The following is a 16,165-nucleotide window of genomic DNA, read 5'->3' on the forward strand; positions in this document are numbered from 1 at the left end:
CGTGTCGAATGGAAAGCGCCCGGCCTCAGACGGGCACGGTCGGCTCCTCGTACAGCACGCCGTCGCGCAGACGCATGATGCGGTCGCAGCGCGCGGCCAGATCGGGATCGTGTGTGACGATCACGAAACTCGTCGACAGCGTGTTCGACAGTTCCAGCATCAGGTTGAACACCGTATCCGCCGTGCCGCCGTCGAGGTTGCCCGTCGGCTCGTCGGCGAGCACGCAGGCGGGCTTCGTGACCAGTGCGCGCGCAATCGCGACGCGCTGCCGTTCGCCCCCAGACAGCTCGCCCGGACGATGCTTCGCGCGATGCGCGAGCCCCACCCGTTCGAGCATGTCATGCGCCTGTTTGCGCGCGTCTTCCGTCGTCATGCGGCGGATGCGCAGCGGCATCGCGACGTTATCGAGCGCGGTGAATTCCGGCAGCAGATGGTGGAACTGATACACGAAGCCGAGCGCGCGGTTACGCAAGTCGTTGCGCTCGCGCTCGGAGAGCTTCGTAAACGGCTTGCCCATCACTTCGACATGCCCGGTGCTCGGATCGTCGAGGCCGCCCAGCACGTGCAACAGCGTGCTCTTGCCGGAGCCGGATGCGCCGACGATCGCAAGCTTCTCGCCGCGTCGCACGGAGAGCTGCGTGTTGTTCAGCACCTGCACGTTCAGGCCGCCCTGAACGAACGCCTTCGAAATGCCCGTAGCTTCGAGCACGTACGGATGCAAACCAGTTTCGTCGGCGGCCATGAGAGTGTTGTTCGGACGATCATTCATAACGCAGCGCCTCCGCCGGACGCACCTTGGCGCCGCGCCAGCTCGGATACAGCGTCGCGAGACACGACAGCACGAACGCGATCACGCCGATCTTGACCACATCGCCGGGCACGAGTTCGGACGGCAGCTCGCTGATGAAATACACCGACGGCGGCAGGAACTGCACGTGCAGCAGATGCTCGATCATCGGCACGAGCCACGGAATGCTCCATGCAATCAGGCAGCCGAGCGCGACGCCGATGCCCGTGCCGACGAAACCGATCGTCATGCCCTGGATGACAAAAATCTTCATGATCGAGCCGGGCTGCGCGCCGAGCGTGCGCAGGATCGCGATATCGGCCTGCTTGTTGGTCACCGTCATCACCAGCGACGAAACAAGATTGAACGCCGCCACCGCGATGATCAGCGTCAGGATGATGAACATCATGCGCTTCTCGATCTGCACGGCCGAGAACCAGGTCTTGTTCTGCTGCGTCCAGTCGCGGATATACAGATCGCCCGACAGCGTGCGCGCCAGCTGATGCGCGACTTCCGGCGCGCGCTGCATGTCCTTCAGCCGCAAGCGTACGCCCGTCGGCGCGGGCAGCCGGAACAGCGCTTCCGCGTCCTTGATGTTGATCAGTGCGAGCGTGCTGTCGTACTCATAGTGGCCGGACTCGAACACGCCGACCACGGTGAACTGCTTGAGACGCGGCAGCAGGCCCGCGGGCGTCATCGTGCCTTCGGGCGCGACCAGCGTGATCTTGTCGCCCGTCGTCACGCCGAGATTCCCGGCCAGATCCCCGCCGAGCACGATGCCGAACTCGCCGGGCTTCAGCTCGTTCAGGTTGCCCGCCTTCATCTCCTTGCCGATATCCGACACTTCCGGCTCCAGCGACGGCTCCACGCCGCGCAGCGCGACGCCGCTCACGGCGTCCTGGCGCGTGAGCAGCGCCTGCGCTTCGACATACGGCGCCGCGCCGATCACTTCCTTGTTCTGCTTCGCCTCTTGCGCCGTCAGCTGCCAGTTCGGCATCGAGCCCGTCGGCGAAAAGATCTCGACGTGCGCAAGCACCGACAGCATGCGGTCGCGCACCTCTTTCTGGAAGCCGTTCATCACCGACAGCACGACGATCAGCGCGGCCACGCCGAGCGCGATACCCGACATCGACACGAGCGCGATGAACGAGATGAAGCCGTTACCCGTGGTGCGTTTGCCGGCACGCGTGTAGCGCCAGCCTATCTGCCATTCGTATGGAAGTTTCAAGCGAGTCCTTTTTCAGCGTGATTGCGCTGTGTTCTGCATTTGCCCTGACTGTCCGCGCGGTCGGCGAAAAACGCCGTCAGGCGCGCGAGAGCCGTGTCGATTGGGCGCGAATTTCGGCCGATGGTTCCAGAACGCCGGCTTGCAGCGGCTTTCCTCATACGGCGCGCCGGCTGTGACGCCGTGCAACGGCGCGCGCAACATCGCACCGTCCGGTGCGCAATCGTTGCGTGAATTGTACGCACCGGCGCGCAAATCACGCATTCGGGCCCGGTCTGATCGCCCGCCATCGCGGATCAACGGGGCGAAGTTTGCCATACAATGCGCAGCATCATGAATGCCAACCGCCTGCATCTCCTTCTACCTTTCGCGCTGCCCGCCGCAGCCGATGCGTCCACCGCGCTGTATTCCCTCGACATTCCCGCCCTCGACAAACTGATCGCCCGCGCGACGCTGGTCGAACGTGTGATCGGCGAAGACTTCCAGCGCACGCTGCCGCACGAGCGCTGGGTGGCCCGCAGTTTTGGCGCGGTGCCCGCCGGCACGGCCGCCGCCGACGAGGCGCCCCTCGCGCCCTACATGCTGCTCGCCGACGGCGGTAACCCCGGCGACGCGACATGGGCATGCGTGCAGCCGGTGCATGTGCGGATCGCGCACGACCATCTGGTGCTGATCGATCCCGCGTCGCTGGAACTCGCGAACGACGACGCGCGCGCGCTGTTCGACGTCGCGCGTCCGCTGATCGAGGAACTGGGCGTGCGGATCGAGGCGCCGCAGCCGTCGCGCTGGTATCTGTCGAGCGACGCGTTCGGCACGCTGGCGGGCGCCTCGCCGCTGCGCGCGAGCGGGCGCAACATCGAAATCTGGCTGCCGCACGAAGCGCACACGGGCGAGCGCTCGCGTGCGTGGATGAAGCTGCAGAACGAAGTGCAGATGGCCTGGTTCGAGCATCCCGTGAACGAGGCGCGCGAGGCGCGCGGCCTGCCCGCCGTCAATTCGATCTGGTTTCACGCGCAAGGCGCGGCGCAGCCGGTCAAAAGCGACTTTGCGCGCGTGCTGTCGGATGCGGCGGCGACGCGCGGTCTCGCGCTCGCCGCGCAGGCGGCAACGGCCGCGCCGCCTGCGACTTACGACGCATGGCGTTCGGACAGCGCGAACGGCAGCGCCGCCACCACGCTGATCGAACTCGACCCGTTTTCCGCGCCTTTTATCGAGCAGGACTGGTTCCGCTGGAACGCCGCGTTCGCCGCGCTGGAGCGCGACTGGCTCGCGCCCGCGCTCGCCGCGCTGCAGGCGGGCGAACTCGGCACACTCGGCCTGACGCTGTGCGGCGACACGGGCTCGGTGACACTCGACATTACGCGCGGCGATTTGCGCAAATTCTGGCGACGGCGCCTGTTCGCGTCGCTCTTCATCGAATGAACTGTTCTTCTGCTCCAGGTTTTGCCGCATGACTCGAATCGTTACACGCCCCTGCTCTCCCGCCGACGCGGAAGCGCTGATCCGCCACGGCCTGCATCCCGTGCTCGCGCGCCTCTATGCATCGCGCGGCGTGTGCCTGCCCGATGAGCTCGAAATCGGGCTCGCGCGCCTGACGCCACCCGCGTCGCTAAAAGGCTGCGATGCGGCCGCGGCTCTGCTCGCCGATGCCATCGAAGGCCGGCGCCGCATGCTGGTCGTCGCGGACTACGACTGCGACGGCGCGACGGCTTGCGCTGTCGCCGTGCGCGGCTTGCGGATGTTCGGCGCACAGATCGACTACCTCGTGCCGAACCGCTTCGAGTACGGCTACGGCCTCACGCCGGAAATCGTCGCGCTGGCCGCGCAACGGCCGGGCGGCAAGCCCGAGTTGCTGATCACCGTCGATAACGGCATTGCGAGCGTCGACGGCGTCGAGGCGGCGAATGCGCTCGGCATCGACGTGCTCGTCACCGATCACCATTTGCCCGGCGACGAGTTGCCCGCTGCGCGCGCGATCGTCAATCCGAACCAGCCGGGCTGTACGTTCCCGAGCAAGTGCATCGCGGGCGTCGGCGTGATGTTCTATGTGCTGCTCGCGCTGCGCGCCGAACTGCGCCGCCGTGGCGCATTCGGCGACGCGCGCCCGGAACCGCGTCTGGACGGTCTGCTCGATCTCGTCGCGCTCGGCACGGTCGCCGACGTCGTGAAGCTCGACGGCAACAACCGGGTGCTGGTCGCGCAGGGCTTGCAGCGCATCCGCAACGGCCGCATGCAGCCGGGCATCGCCGCCCTTTTTCGCGCCGCGGGCCGCGATGCGCGCAGCGCGTCGGGCTTCGATCTCGGCTTCGCACTGGGGCCGCGCCTGAATGCGGCGGGACGGCTGTCGGACATGTCGCTGGGCATCGACTGCCTGACGACGGACGACGTCGGACGTGCGTGGGAACTCGCGCAGCAACTCGACACGATGAACCGCGAGCGGCGCGAAATCGAAGCGGGCATGCAGCAGCAGGCGCTCGACGACCTGTCGACGGTCGATCCCGCCGACTCGACGACGATCACGCTGTTCAATCCGAGCTGGCACCAGGGCGTGATCGGTATCGTGGCCGGGCGGCTGAAGGAGAAATTCCACCGGCCGTCGTTCACGTTCGCGCTGGCCGATGATGGCGGCACCACCGTCAAGGGCTCGGGCCGCTCTATTCCGGGTTTCCATCTGCGCGATGCGCTCGATCTCGTGTCGAAGCGCGAGCCGGGGCTGATCGCCAAATTTGGTGGCCACGCGATGGCCGCGGGTCTGACGATCGCTACGGCCGATATTCCGCGCTTTACCGCGGCGTTCGAGCGGGTTGGGCGCGAGTGGCTCACTCAGGACGTGCTGGCGCGCACGGTCGAGACGGATGGCGATCTCGAAGATGCGTATTTCACGCCGCAATTCGTCGAGATGATTGATGCGGCTGTCTGGGGACAGGGGTTTCCGGCGCCTGTTTTCTCGGGCGAGTTCGATGTGATGTCGCAGGCGCTGGTGAAGGATAAACATCTGAAGCTGCAGTTGATGCGCGGGCGCCAGCGGTTCAATGCGATCTGGTTCAATCACACGGCGCCGCTGCCCGCGCGGACGACTGTTGCCTATCGGCTGTCGGCGGATACGTGGAATGGCGTTGCACGGGTGCAACTGATCGTTGAGCATGCTGTGTTGTAGGCTGGGTGCGCCCAGCCCTGGCGCTGTGATCCGCTATAATTTTGGTTTTTGGCGGGAAGGGGTGTGGTTGGCCTTTTTTCGGTTTGGGTTTGGGTTTGGGTTTGGGTTTGTTTTTTTGCTGGCGCCCGCGATTTGCTCTTGCGCTGGCATCCGCGACTTGTTTTGCCTGCTTCACGCGTCGCCCCTGTGCGGGGCGGCACCTACTTTTCTTTGCCGCCGCAAAGAAAAGTAGGCAAAAGAAAGCGGCTAACACCGCCAGCTCTTGTGTTTGCCTGAGGGACCCCAACCGGTCTTATGCTTCACACGGCAACGTCTCTGCTGGCGCGCGTTGCCAACGCTCTGAATGAGCGCCTCACCCGCTTCGCATTCCCATGCACGGGCCAGCGGCAGCGAATGGTTGGTGCCGCCCAGGTGGCAAACTGTGTGTAGGCTTTCGCGCCATACACGCACCACTCCAGACTGAAAAGCGAGGTTGGTGTTTCTGGTAAGGGCACTAATCCGTGCGGTGCGACAACCTACACACAGTTTGCCACCTGGGCGGCGATGGAATATTCGGTACGGCATGCTGCGACGCGGGCGTGTGAAGCGGGTGATGCGTAACGCAAGAGCGTTGGCAACGAGCATGAGTCACGTGGTTGCCGTGTGAAGCGTAAGACCCGTTGGGGGCCCTCAGGCAGGAAGAAATGTTGGCGGTGTTAGCCGCTTTCTTTTGCCTACTTTTCTTTGCGGCGGCAAAGAAAAGTAGGTGCCGCCCCGCACAGGGGCGACGCGTGAAGCACGCTAACGCATCGCGGATGCCAGCGAAAGCAAACACCGCAACGCGAACAAAACCCAAACCCAAACGCCCCCCCAACAGCGTCGCAGACAAAAAACCCATTTATTTGAAACTGGATCGACATGGAAGCGGAACGCCTCAACGCAATCGAATCCTCCCTGGCGGACCTGCGCTCACGCGCAGGCGAGCTCCGGGGGTATCTTTGACTACGATGCAAAGTCGGTACGACTGATCGAAGTCAACAAGGAACTCGAAGACCCGAACGTCTGGAACGACTCGAAGCACGCCCAGGCACTCGGCAAGGAAAAGAAGCTGCTCGAAGGCGTCGTCGACGTGCTGAGCGCGCTCGATAACGACCTGCGCGACACGCAAGACCTGTTCGACATGGCGCGCGAGGAAAGCGACGAAGACACGCTCGTCGCGGTCGACGAAGATGCCGCGAAACTCGAAGCGCGCGTCGCCGACATGGAATTCCGCCGGATGTTCTCGAACCCGGCCGACCCGAACAACGCGTTCATCGACATCCAGGCAGGCGCGGGCGGCACGGAAGCGTGCGACTGGGCATCGATGCTGTTGCGCCAGTACCTGCGCTACTGCGAGCGCAAGGGCTTCAAGACGGAAGTGCTCGAAGAATCGGAAGGCGATGTCGCCGGCATCAAGAGCGCGACCATCAAGGTCGAAGGCGAATACGCGTACGGCTTCCTGCGCACCGAAACAGGCATTCACCGCCTCGTGCGCAAGTCGCCGTTCGACTCGTCAGGCGGCCGTCATACGTCATTCTCGTCGGTGTTCGTCTATCCGGAAATCGATGAGTCGTTCGAGATCGAAGTCAATCCGGCCGATCTGCGCATCGATACCTACCGTGCTTCGGGCGCGGGCGGTCAGCACATCAACAAGACCGACTCCGCCGTGCGTATCACGCACGTCCCGTCAGGCATCGTCGTGCAGTGCCAGAACGACCGCTCGCAGCACCGTAACCGCGCCGAAGCCATGGCGATGCTGAAATCGCGTCTGTACGAAGCCGAAATGCGCAAGCGCCAGTCGGAACAGGACAAGCTCGAAGCGGGCAAATCGGACGTGGGCTGGGGCCACCAGATCCGTTCGTACGTGCTCGACAACAGCCGCATCAAGGATCTGCGTACCAACGTCGAAATCAGCAACACGAAGAGCGTGCTCGACGGCGACCTCGATCCGTTCATCAGCGCCAGCCTGAAACAGGGCATCTAGGCGTAGCCGGCGCGGCACGCTTCGCCACGCCGCATTTTTTTCACCGCCTGTGCGCCACAGTCGAAAGCGCGCATGAGGCATCGGATACCGAACATCATCACCATGACCGAACCGACCCAGCCGAATGCGGCCCAGCGGGATGCCGCCCAGCAGAACGCCGCCGCCGAGGTGGACGACAACCAGATCATCGCCGAGCGCCGCGAAAAGCTGCGCGCACTGCGTGAGCAAGGCGTCGCCTACCCGAACGACTTCCGCCCGACCCACCACGCCGCCGATCTCCAGTCCGACTACGCGGACGACGACAAGGACGCGCTCGAAGCGAAAGCGCTGCCAGTTGCACTGGCCGGCCGCATGATGCTCAAGCGCGTGATGGGCAAGGCGAGTTTCGCGACGGTGCGCGACGGCTCGGGCCAGATCCAGTTCTTCATCACGCCCGCCGACGTCGGCGAAGCGACATACGAAGCGTTCAAGAAGTGGGACCTCGGCGACATCGTCGCCGCCAAGGGCGTGCTGTTCCGCACGAACAAGGGCGAGCTCTCCGTGCGCTGTACGGAACTGCGGCTGCTGTCGAAGGCACTGCGTCCGTTGCCCGACAAGTTCCACGGTCTCGCCGACCAGGAAATGCGCTATCGCCAGCGCTATGTCGATCTGATCGTCACGCCGGAAGCGCGCAAGACGTTTGTCGCACGTACCAAAGCCGTGTCGTCGATCCGCAAGTTCATGGCCGACGCGAACTTCATGGAAGTCGAAACGCCGATGCTGCACCCGATTCCGGGCGGCGCCGCGGCCAAGCCGTTCGTCACGCATCACAACGCGCTCGATATGCAGATGTTCCTGCGCATCGCGCCTGAGCTGTATCTGAAGCGGCTGGTGGTGGGTGGCTTCGAGCGTGTGTTCGAGATCAACCGGAATTTCCGTAACGAGGGCGTGTCGCCGCGTCACAATCCGGAATTCACGATGATGGAGTTCTACGCCGCGTACACCGACTACAAGTGGCTGATGGACTTCACCGAGCAACTGATCCGTCAGGCCGCCGTCGATGCACTCGGCGACGCGACGATCACGTATCAGGGCCGCGAACTGGATCTTTCCAAGCCGTTCCATCGCCTGACGATCACGCAGGCGATCCAGAAATTCGCGCCGCAATACACGGACGCGCAACTGGCGGACGGCGCGTTCCTGCGCACGGAACTGAAGAAGTTCGGCGTCGACGCGAACCAGCCGCAGTTCCTGAACGCGGGTATCGGCGCGCTGCAACTGGCGCTGTTCGAGGAAACGGCGGAGTCGCAATTGTGGGAGCCGACGTTCATCATCGATTACCCCATCGAGGTATCGCCGCTCGCGCGCGCATCGGATAGCGTGGACGGCATCACCGAACGTTTCGAGCTGTTCATCACGGGCCGTGAAATCGCCAACGGCTTCTCGGAGCTGAACGATCCGGAAGACCAGGCCGCGCGCTTCAAGAAGCAGGTCGACCAGAAGGACGCCGGCGACGAAGAAGCGATGTACTACGACGCCGACTACATCCGCGCGCTCGAATACGGCATGCCGCCGGCGGGCGGCTGCGGGATCGGCATCGACCGTCTGGTGATGCTGCTCACCGACAGCCCGAGCATCCGCGACGTCATCCTGTTCCCGCATCTGCGCCGCGAAGACTGATCTTCCCGCTGATACCGCTGTCCCCGCGCACGGCCGTTTTCGCGCCGTGCGCGGCTTCCACTCCCCCGCCGCTCTCCCTTCTTTCCGAAGTGCACGTGCCGTTTGTAACTATCGGTAAAAGCTGCGCAATTCGATCTGGTCCGCTTTTGTCGCTAATTCGCCGAAATCCAGCTTCGGCGCGGTTTTTGGCTTTTGGTGCACTTCTTGCATTCGCCATGGGCAAATCCCGGCCCGTTCCCGGTTACAAATTGAAACCCTGAGCGGATCGGCATGTCCGACACTTATACGGCTACTTTTACAGGTCAAACTCTGCACAGCTGGAGGCCTACCACCATGGATAATCCGAACAATTCACCGCGCCGCCTTCATCCCCTCATTGCCGTGGCGGCAGGCGCCGTCATCGTCGCCAGTCTGGTCGCGACGGCGGCCGTGACGGGACTGTTCCCGAAGGCTTCGAGCAACGGCGAGCAAAGCGACCAGGTGCAGTCGGCTGCCGTCGCACAGCAACAGCAGCCCGTCGTCGATACCGCGCAACCGGCTAACCTGAGCGCGCAGCAGCAAGCAGCAGCTCAACAGCAGGCCGAACAGCAAGCGGCACAGCAGCAGGCTCAGGCACAACAGGCCCAGCAGGCGCAGGCGCAGCAAGCACAGCAGCAGGCCGCGCAGCAGGCGCCGCAAGCACCCGCGCCGGCCCCGCAATTTGCGCAACAGCCGCAATACGCGCAGCAACAACCCGCGCGACCCGCCTACTGTTCGACGTGCGGCACGGTCGAAGCGATTTCGGCCGTGCGCCAGGAAGGCCACGGAACCGGGATTGGCGCCGTGGGCGGCGCGGTGGCGGGTGGTGTCGTCGGCAACCAGTTCGGCAGCGGCGGCGGCCGCACGGCGATGACGCTGCTCGGCGCGCTCGGCGGCGGCCTCGCGGGTAACTCGGTCGAAAAGCATCTGCGCAGCTCGACCAGTTACTCGGTGCGCGTGCATATGGAAAACGGCAAGACGCGCTACTTCACGTATCACGAAGCGCCGCCGTTCCAGCAAGGCCAGCGTGTGCGAGTGGAGAACGGGACGCTCGTCGCAGGCTGATCTTTAACGGACGCCCGCGCGCGCAAAGCTTCGAGCATTAAAAAAGGCGACTTCCACGGAAGTCGCCTTTTGCATGTGTTGCGTCTGAAGCGCCGCTGTACGCGCCGCGCTCAGTAATCCGCGTCTTCGATCCATGCCGCCTGAATCGCCTCAAGGATCTTTTCGTTCGAGCGATTCGGATCGTCGTCGAAACCGTCCAGTTCCATCACCCAACGGTGTAGATCGGTGAACCGCACCTGTTGCGGATCGATCTCGGGGTGCTTGTCGGTCAAGGCCATCGCGATATCTTGCGTGTCGGTCCACTTCATGGCTGCTCGCTCCTGTTAGTGATTTTCCTTCGCGTGGTTGATCGAATAACGCGGAATCTCGACCACGAGATCGTCGCCTTCAGGCATGAGCGCCTGGCACGACAACCGCGATTCGCGTTCGAGACCCCATGCCTTGTCGAGCAGATCGTCCTCGTCTTCTTCCGACGGCGTCAGCACGTTGAAACCCTCACGGACGATCACGTGACAGGTCGTGCACGCGCAAGACTTCTCGCATGCGTGCTCGATTTCGATGCCGTGTTCGAGCAGATTGTCGCAGATGCTCTTGCCCGGCACGGCGTCGATGACCGCGCCGTCTGGACACAGTTCGACGTGAGGCAGCACAACGATTTGAGGCATACAAATTCCGTTCTGGTCTGTGAGGCACGGACGCCGCCCTTCAGGCACCGTACCATTTTACTGGTGGCGCGGCCGTTTTTGGCACGCGCCGCGTGATTCAGCGGCGACGTGTGAATCATGGATTCACGGCATCGCCTTGGTTGCGTCGACTGCGCTGATTGAAGACTGGCGCGGCGTCAGATCTCGTCGAGCTTGCGGCCCGCGAGCGCGCGGCGAATGCTCTTGTTCATCCGGCGCGCGGCGAATTCGTCGGTGCCTTCGGCGAGCGTCTTCGTCGCCGTTTCGATCGCGTCGGTATCGTCGCCCGGCGCGATCGCACGCAGCGCGGCGACCAGACCTTCGAGCGTGACACGCTCGTCGGCGTCGAGCAGTTCGCCGTCGGCCGCAAGCGCCGCTTCCGTCGCTTCGACCAGCCGCTGCGCTTCGACCTGCGCCTCGCGCAACGCCCGCGCGCGCATATCGACTTCCGCCGTCTTGAAGCTGTCTTCGAGCATGCGCGCGACGTCGTCGTCGGCGAGCCCATACGACGGCTTCACGATCACCGATGCCTCCACGCCCGAATGCTGCTCGCGCGCAAACACGGACAACAGACCGTCCGCATCGACCTGATAGGTGACGCGGATGCGCGCCGCGCCCGCCGCCATCGGCGGAATGCCGCGCAACTCGAAGCGCGCGAGCGAACGGCAATCGGACACGAGTTCGCGCTCGCCCTGGACGACGTGAATCGCCATCGCCGTCTGGCCGTCCTTGAAGGTCGTGAATTCCTGCGCGCGTGCGACCGGGATGGTCGAGTTGCGCGGGATGATCTTCTCGGCGAGGCCGCCCATCGTTTCGACGCCGAGTGACAGCGGAATCACGTCGAGCAGCAGCCAGTCGTCGCCGTCGGCGCCGCGGTTGCCCGCGAGCAGGTCCGCCTGGATCGCCGCGCCGAGCGCGACGACCTGATCCGGATCGAGATTGGTCAGCGGCGGCTGGCCGAAAAAGTTTTCGACCGCGCGGCGTATCACCGGCATGCGCGTCGCGCCGCCGACGAGCACGACGCCGTCGATATCGGCCGCCGTCAGCTTCGCGTCGCGCAGCGCCTTTTTCGTCGGGCCGAGCGTGCGCTGCACGAGCGCCTGCGTGATCGTTTCGAACGCCGCTTCGTCGACGGTGACATCGATCTTTGCGCCGCTTGCGAGCGTTACCTGGATCGGAGCGCTCGGCGCCGACGACAGCGTTTCTTTCGCGACACGCACGGTGTCGAGCAACAGGCGCACGTCTTCCGGTGTCAGCGACTGCGCCGGAACGTTCGCCTTCTCCAGCACATGACGATACAGCGCGTGATCGAAGTCGTCGCCGCCGAGCGCCGAATCGCCGCCCGCCGCGAGCACTTCGAAAACGCCCTTCGTGAGCTTCAAAACGGACAGATCGAACGTGCCGCCGCCGAGGTCGTACACCGCGTACAGACCTTCCGCGCCGTTATCGAGACCGTAGGCGATCGCGGCCGCCGTCGGCTCGTTCAGCAAGCGCAGCACGTTCAGGCCGGCGAGACGCGCGGCATCCTTGGTCGCCTGGCGCTGCGCTTCGTCGAAATAGGCGGGCACGGTGATCACCGCGCCGACCAGCTCGTCGCCGAGCGTGTCTTCCGCGCGATAGCGCAGCGTCGCGAGAATTTCGGCGGACACTTCGACGGGACTCTTCACGCCGTCGATGGTGCGGATCTGCACCATGCCCGGCGCGTCGACGAAATCGTACGGCGCGTTTTCCGCGTGCTCGACTTCGCTCTTGCCGCGCCCCATGAAGCGCTTGACCGAGACGATCGTATTGCGCGGATCGGTGGCGGCTTCCGCTTTCGCCGTGCGGCCGATGCGCCGGCCGCCCTTCTCCAGATATCGCACGACGGACGGCAGCAGATAGTGGCCTTCGTCGTCGGGCAATACGTCGGGCACGCCGCTGCGCACCGCCGCGACGAGAGAGTTGGTCGTGCCAAGGTCGATGCCGACCGCGAGACGCCGCTGATGCGGCGCGGGCGCCATGCCGGGTTCAGAAATTTGCAGTAAAGCCATCTGGAATCTTCTTCGGAGCTTGCTTCGCCCCGGTCCTGATCGTGTTGGTTCGCGTGGTGATTGGGCTATATCGTCGGGCCGCGCCAGGCGGCCTCAGACGTCGAGCCGCTCGATCTGCGTGCCGATCTCCGCGGCCACGCGCTCGATGAACATCAGTTGCCGCACGGCCTCGCCCGCTGCCTGATTCGAGCCGCTGTCGAGCAACGCGGCCAGCTTCGTGAAGCGCACCTTTTCTTCTTCGCGCAGTTCCGCGAGCAGCGCATCGAGCGCATCGACATTCTTTGCCGCCGACGCGTCCTCGATGTTCTCCCGCCATTCCATCTGCTGCATCAGGAACGCGGGCTCCATCGCCGTGTTGTTCTCCGCGCCGACATCGATGCCGCGCAACGTCAGCAGGTAGCGTGCGCGTTTCAACGGATCGCGCAGCGTCTGGTACGCCTCGTTCGTGCGCGTTGCCCATTGCATCGCGATGCGCTTTTGCGCGTCGCCCGCTGCGGCGAAACGGTCGGGATGCACCTGCGCCTGCACCGTGCGATACGCGTGATCCAACGCGGATGCATCGAGCGCGAATTGCTCGGGCAGATTGAAGAGTTCGAAGTGACTGTCGTTCAGCGAGGCCATTAGGTTACTTTGTCCATGCAATGCGCGCAGGGCAGCGCCGAAGCGCGCGCCAGGTGCGCGGCGAAATTGAAAAAAGGCGGCACAGGCCGCCTTTTCAGCATGACTCGCGCGCTTACACGCGGAACGATTCGCCGCAGCCGCACTCGTCCTTCACATTCGGGTTGTTGAACCTGAAGCCTTCGTTCAACCCTTCGCGTGCGAAGTCGAGTTCCGTGCCGTCGATATAAGCGAGGCTCTTCGGGTCCACCACGATCTTCACGCCCTTGCATTCGAACACTTCGTCTTCGGGCGCGAGTTCATCGACATACTCGAGCTTATACGCGAGCCCCGAGCAACCCGTCGTGCGCACACCGAGCCGCAACCCGACACCCTTGCCGCGCCGGATCAGATATTTCTGCACGTGTTGTGCTGCCTTTTCGGTCAACGTAATTGCCATAGCGTTTCTCATTGTGCGGCACACCGTCGCTCCTCACGACCCGTGTCGCGACCCTGCCTGCTTCCCAAATCGTTCCGGCGGGCGCCGATAGCCAGTATCGACGCGTCGCCGTGCCACTCCTGACGCGCTCGACTGCGTCTTAAGCCGATTGCTCGGCCTTCGCTGCGTCAGCCGTTTCGCCGTGACGATGCTTGTAGTCGGCGACCGCTGCCTTGATCGCGTCTTCCGCGAGGATCGAACAGTGGATCTTCACGGGCGGCAGCGCCAGCTCTTCGGCGATCTGCGTGTTTTTGATCGTGAGCGCCTGATCCAGCGTCTTGCCCTTCACCCATTCCGTGACGAGCGAGCTCGACGCGATGGCCGAACCGCAGCCGTACGTCTTGAACTTCGCGTCTTCGATCACACCGTCTGCGCCCACGCGAATCTGCAGCTTCATCACGTCGCCGCAAGCGGGCGCGCCGACCATGCCGGTGCCAACCGCGTCGTCGTCCTTCGAGAACGAACCGACGTTGCGCGGGTTTTCGTAGTGATCCAGAACCTTGTCGCTATATGCCATTTTGTGACTCCTTGATTCGATTCAACCTGCGTGCGTTTATCGACTGATTCAAGGCGCGCTTAGTGCGCGGCCCATTGAATCGTCGAAATATCGATGCCGTCCTTGTGCATTTCCCACAGCGGCGACAGATCGCGCAGCTTCGCAATCTTGCTCTTCAGCAGGTTGATGACGTAATCGACGTCCTGCTCCGTCGTGAAGCGGCCCACCGTGAAGCGGATCGAGCTGTGCGCCAGTTCGTCGTTGCGGCCGAGCGCGCGCAGCACGTATGACGGCTCCAGCGATGCCGACGTGCAAGCCGAGCCCGACGACACGGCCACGTCCTTCACCGCCATGATCAGCGACTCGCCTTCGACGAAGTTGAAGCTGATGTTCAGGTTGTGCGCGACACGCTTTTCCATGTCGCCATTCACATACGTTTCTTCGATCTCTTTCAGGCCGCGCAGCAACTTGTCGCGCAGCGCGCGGACGCGTTCGTTTTCCGTCGCCATTTCTTCGCGCGCGATACGGAACGCTTCACCCATGCCGACGATCTGGTGCGTCGCCAGCGTGCCCGAGCGCATACCGCGCTCGTGGCCGCCGCCGTGCATCTGCGCTTCGATGCGCACGCGCGGCTTGCGGCGCACGTACAGCGCGCCGATGCCCTTCGGGCCGTATGTCTTGTGCGCCGAGAACGACATCAGGTCGACCTTCAGCTTCTGCAGGTCGATTTCGACCTTGCCCGTCGATTGCGCCGCGTCGACGTGGAAAATGATGCCCTTCTCGCGGCAAATCTCGCCGATCGTCTCGATGTCCTGGACGACGCCGATCTCGTTGTTCACGTGCATCACGGAAACGAGGATCGTGTCCGGACGCAGCGCGGCCCTGAACACGTCGAGGTCGATCAGACCGTCGTCCTTCACATCCAGATACGTGACTTCGTAGCCTTCGCGCTCCAGCTCACGCGTGGTGTCGAGCACAGCCTTGTGCTCGGTCTTCACGGTGATGATGTGCTTGCCCTTGCCCTTGTAGAAGTGCGCAGCACCCTTGATTGCGAGGTTGTCCGATTCCGTCGCGCCCGACGTCCAGATGATTTCGCGCGGGTCGGCGTTGACGAGCGCCGCGACGTTCTCGCGCGCTTCCTCGACGGCACGTTCCGCGTCCCAGCCGTATGCGTGGCTGCGCGATGCCGGGTTGCCGAACTGCTCGCGCAGGTACGGAATCATCTTGTCCACCACGCGCGGATCGACGGGTGTCGTCGCGCTGTAGTCCATGTAAATGGGCAGGTGGGGAATGTCGTTGTTCATCAATCGCTCCGGGGACATCAGTGCTTATGGCTTCATGGTTCTGGCGTTCGCGTCTGTGCGCGCTCTGTCAGCCGGCCATGTTGAAAACGGAATTCGGCCCTTTCGGCACCGCGCGCGGCTCCACGGCGGGCGCTTCGGTACGCCGGTCGCGCAGCACCGCCGTCGAACCTTCGCGCGAGCGCTGCTGGTCGACCAGGTCTTTCAGGGAAACGGAGTCGAGATACTCGACCATCTTCTGGTTCAGCGTCGACCACAGTTCATGCGTCATGCAATGGCCGTCGTGATGCTTCGTGCCCTCGCACGAACCCTTGCCGCCGCATTGGGTGGCATCGAGCGGTTCGTCGACGGCGATAATGATGTCCGCGACCGTCACATCCTCCGCGCGGCGCGCGAGGTTGTAGCCGCCGCCCGGCCCGCGCACGGATTCGACGATCTCGTGACGGCGCAGCTTGCCAAACAGCTGCTCGAGGTAGGACAGGGAGATGTGTTGGCGCTGGCTGATACCCGCAAGCGTCACCGGGCCCTGCTCCTGGCGCAATGCCAGGTCGATCATCGCCGTGACGGCGAAACGGCCTTTCGTGGTGAGTCTCATATGTGGTGGGAACCGCAATTCTCGACAAGTTTGGTCAAGTATAAATACATG

At 63.7% G+C, this 16,165-nt stretch carries 15 protein-coding genes; 5 read left to right on the forward strand and 10 right to left on the reverse strand.

Annotated features, from left to right (window positions below):
- Nucleotides 1-25: 25 nt before the first annotated feature.
- Nucleotides 26-769, reverse strand: coding sequence for a lipoprotein-releasing ABC transporter ATP-binding protein LolD (lolD, locus tag SB822_RS03695; RefSeq protein WP_007580373.1), 744 nt, complete (start codon nucleotides 767-769; stop codon nucleotides 26-28).
- Nucleotides 762-2,015: a lipoprotein-releasing ABC transporter permease subunit gene (locus SB822_RS03700; protein ID WP_007580371.1), complete on the reverse strand. Its 1,254-nt coding sequence runs from the start codon at nucleotides 2,013-2,015 to the stop codon at nucleotides 762-764. The genes lolD and SB822_RS03700 overlap by 8 nt, the downstream gene beginning before the upstream one ends.
- Before the next feature lie 318 nt (nucleotides 2,016-2,333).
- Here SB822_RS03700 and SB822_RS03705 point away from each other — a divergent pair, with 318 nt between their 5' ends.
- From SB822_RS03705 to SB822_RS03725, 5 genes are all read left to right on the forward strand, one after another.
- On the forward strand, nucleotides 2,334-3,434 hold the full coding sequence (locus tag SB822_RS03705; protein ID WP_086910553.1) for a regulator: 1,101 nt from the start codon (nucleotides 2,334-2,336) through the stop codon (nucleotides 3,432-3,434).
- Between the two features lie 28 nt (nucleotides 3,435-3,462).
- The gene (gene recJ, locus SB822_RS03710; RefSeq protein WP_090835869.1) at nucleotides 3,463-5,169 is read left to right on the forward strand and encodes a single-stranded-DNA-specific exonuclease RecJ; all 1,707 of its coding nucleotides are present in this window, start codon (nucleotides 3,463-3,465) and stop codon (nucleotides 5,167-5,169) included.
- Nucleotides 5,170-6,066: 897 nt separating this feature from the next.
- Nucleotides 6,067-7,171 (forward strand): peptide chain release factor 2 gene (gene prfB / locus SB822_RS03715; RefSeq protein ID WP_103153676.1). Its coding sequence is split into 2 segments (ribosomal slippage): nucleotides 6,067-6,147 and nucleotides 6,149-7,171, totalling 1,104 coding nucleotides; the frame shifts between segments, so codons are not numbered across the junction.
- Nucleotides 7,172-7,273: 102 nt separating this feature from the next.
- Nucleotides 7,274-8,830 (forward strand): lysine--tRNA ligase, encoded by a 1,557-nt coding sequence (gene lysS, locus SB822_RS03720; RefSeq protein WP_086910677.1) that lies wholly within the window; start codon nucleotides 7,274-7,276, stop codon nucleotides 8,828-8,830.
- Between the two features lie 333 nt (nucleotides 8,831-9,163).
- Complete coding sequence (locus tag SB822_RS03725) at nucleotides 9,164-9,913, forward strand: glycine zipper 2TM domain-containing protein (protein ID WP_410854149.1); 750 nt, start codon at nucleotides 9,164-9,166, stop codon at nucleotides 9,911-9,913.
- Nucleotides 9,914-10,023: 110 nt separating this feature from the next.
- Here SB822_RS03725 and iscX read toward each other — a convergent pair whose 3' ends face one another.
- The 8 genes from iscX to iscR all read right to left on the reverse strand — a co-directional run bounded on the left by iscX (nucleotide 10,024) and on the right by iscR (nucleotide 16,114).
- Nucleotides 10,024-10,221, reverse strand: a complete 198-nt coding sequence (gene iscX / locus SB822_RS03730) for a Fe-S cluster assembly protein IscX (RefSeq protein ID WP_007586799.1) — start codon at nucleotides 10,219-10,221, stop codon at nucleotides 10,024-10,026.
- Between the two features lie 15 nt (nucleotides 10,222-10,236).
- Entirely contained in the window at nucleotides 10,237-10,578 is a 342-nt protein-coding gene (gene fdx / locus SB822_RS03735; protein ID WP_007586800.1) for an ISC system 2Fe-2S type ferredoxin, read from the reverse strand.
- A gap of 176 nt (nucleotides 10,579-10,754) precedes the next feature.
- Nucleotides 10,755-12,626 carry a Fe-S protein assembly chaperone HscA gene (gene hscA / locus SB822_RS03740; protein WP_090835871.1) on the reverse strand — a complete coding sequence of 624 codons (1,872 nt, stop codon included), beginning with the start codon at nucleotides 12,624-12,626 and terminating at the stop codon, nucleotides 10,755-10,757.
- A 93-nt stretch (nucleotides 12,627-12,719) separates the two neighbouring features.
- Nucleotides 12,720-13,247 (reverse strand): Fe-S protein assembly co-chaperone HscB, encoded by a 528-nt coding sequence (gene hscB / locus SB822_RS03745; protein WP_090835872.1) that lies wholly within the window; start codon nucleotides 13,245-13,247, stop codon nucleotides 12,720-12,722.
- A 112-nt stretch (nucleotides 13,248-13,359) separates the two neighbouring features.
- Entirely contained in the window at nucleotides 13,360-13,683 is a 324-nt protein-coding gene (gene iscA, locus SB822_RS03750; protein WP_007586809.1) for an iron-sulfur cluster assembly protein IscA, read from the reverse strand.
- 139 nt (nucleotides 13,684-13,822) lie between these two features.
- Complete coding sequence (gene iscU / locus SB822_RS03755) at nucleotides 13,823-14,239, reverse strand: Fe-S cluster assembly scaffold IscU (protein ID WP_007586814.1); 417 nt, start codon at nucleotides 14,237-14,239, stop codon at nucleotides 13,823-13,825.
- Between the two features lie 59 nt (nucleotides 14,240-14,298).
- Nucleotides 14,299-15,522: an IscS subfamily cysteine desulfurase gene (locus tag SB822_RS03760; protein ID WP_090835873.1), complete on the reverse strand. Its 1,224-nt coding sequence runs from the start codon at nucleotides 15,520-15,522 to the stop codon at nucleotides 14,299-14,301.
- 67 nt (nucleotides 15,523-15,589) lie between these two features.
- Nucleotides 15,590-16,114 carry a Fe-S cluster assembly transcriptional regulator IscR gene (iscR, locus tag SB822_RS03765; protein WP_007586816.1) on the reverse strand — a complete coding sequence of 175 codons (525 nt, stop codon included), beginning with the start codon at nucleotides 16,112-16,114 and terminating at the stop codon, nucleotides 15,590-15,592.
- Nucleotides 16,115-16,165 lie beyond the last annotated feature (51 nt).

The organism is Paraburkholderia sp. SIMBA_054, from assembly GCF_046534875.1.
Classification (GTDB): Bacteria; Pseudomonadota; Gammaproteobacteria; order Burkholderiales; family Burkholderiaceae; genus Paraburkholderia; species Paraburkholderia hospita.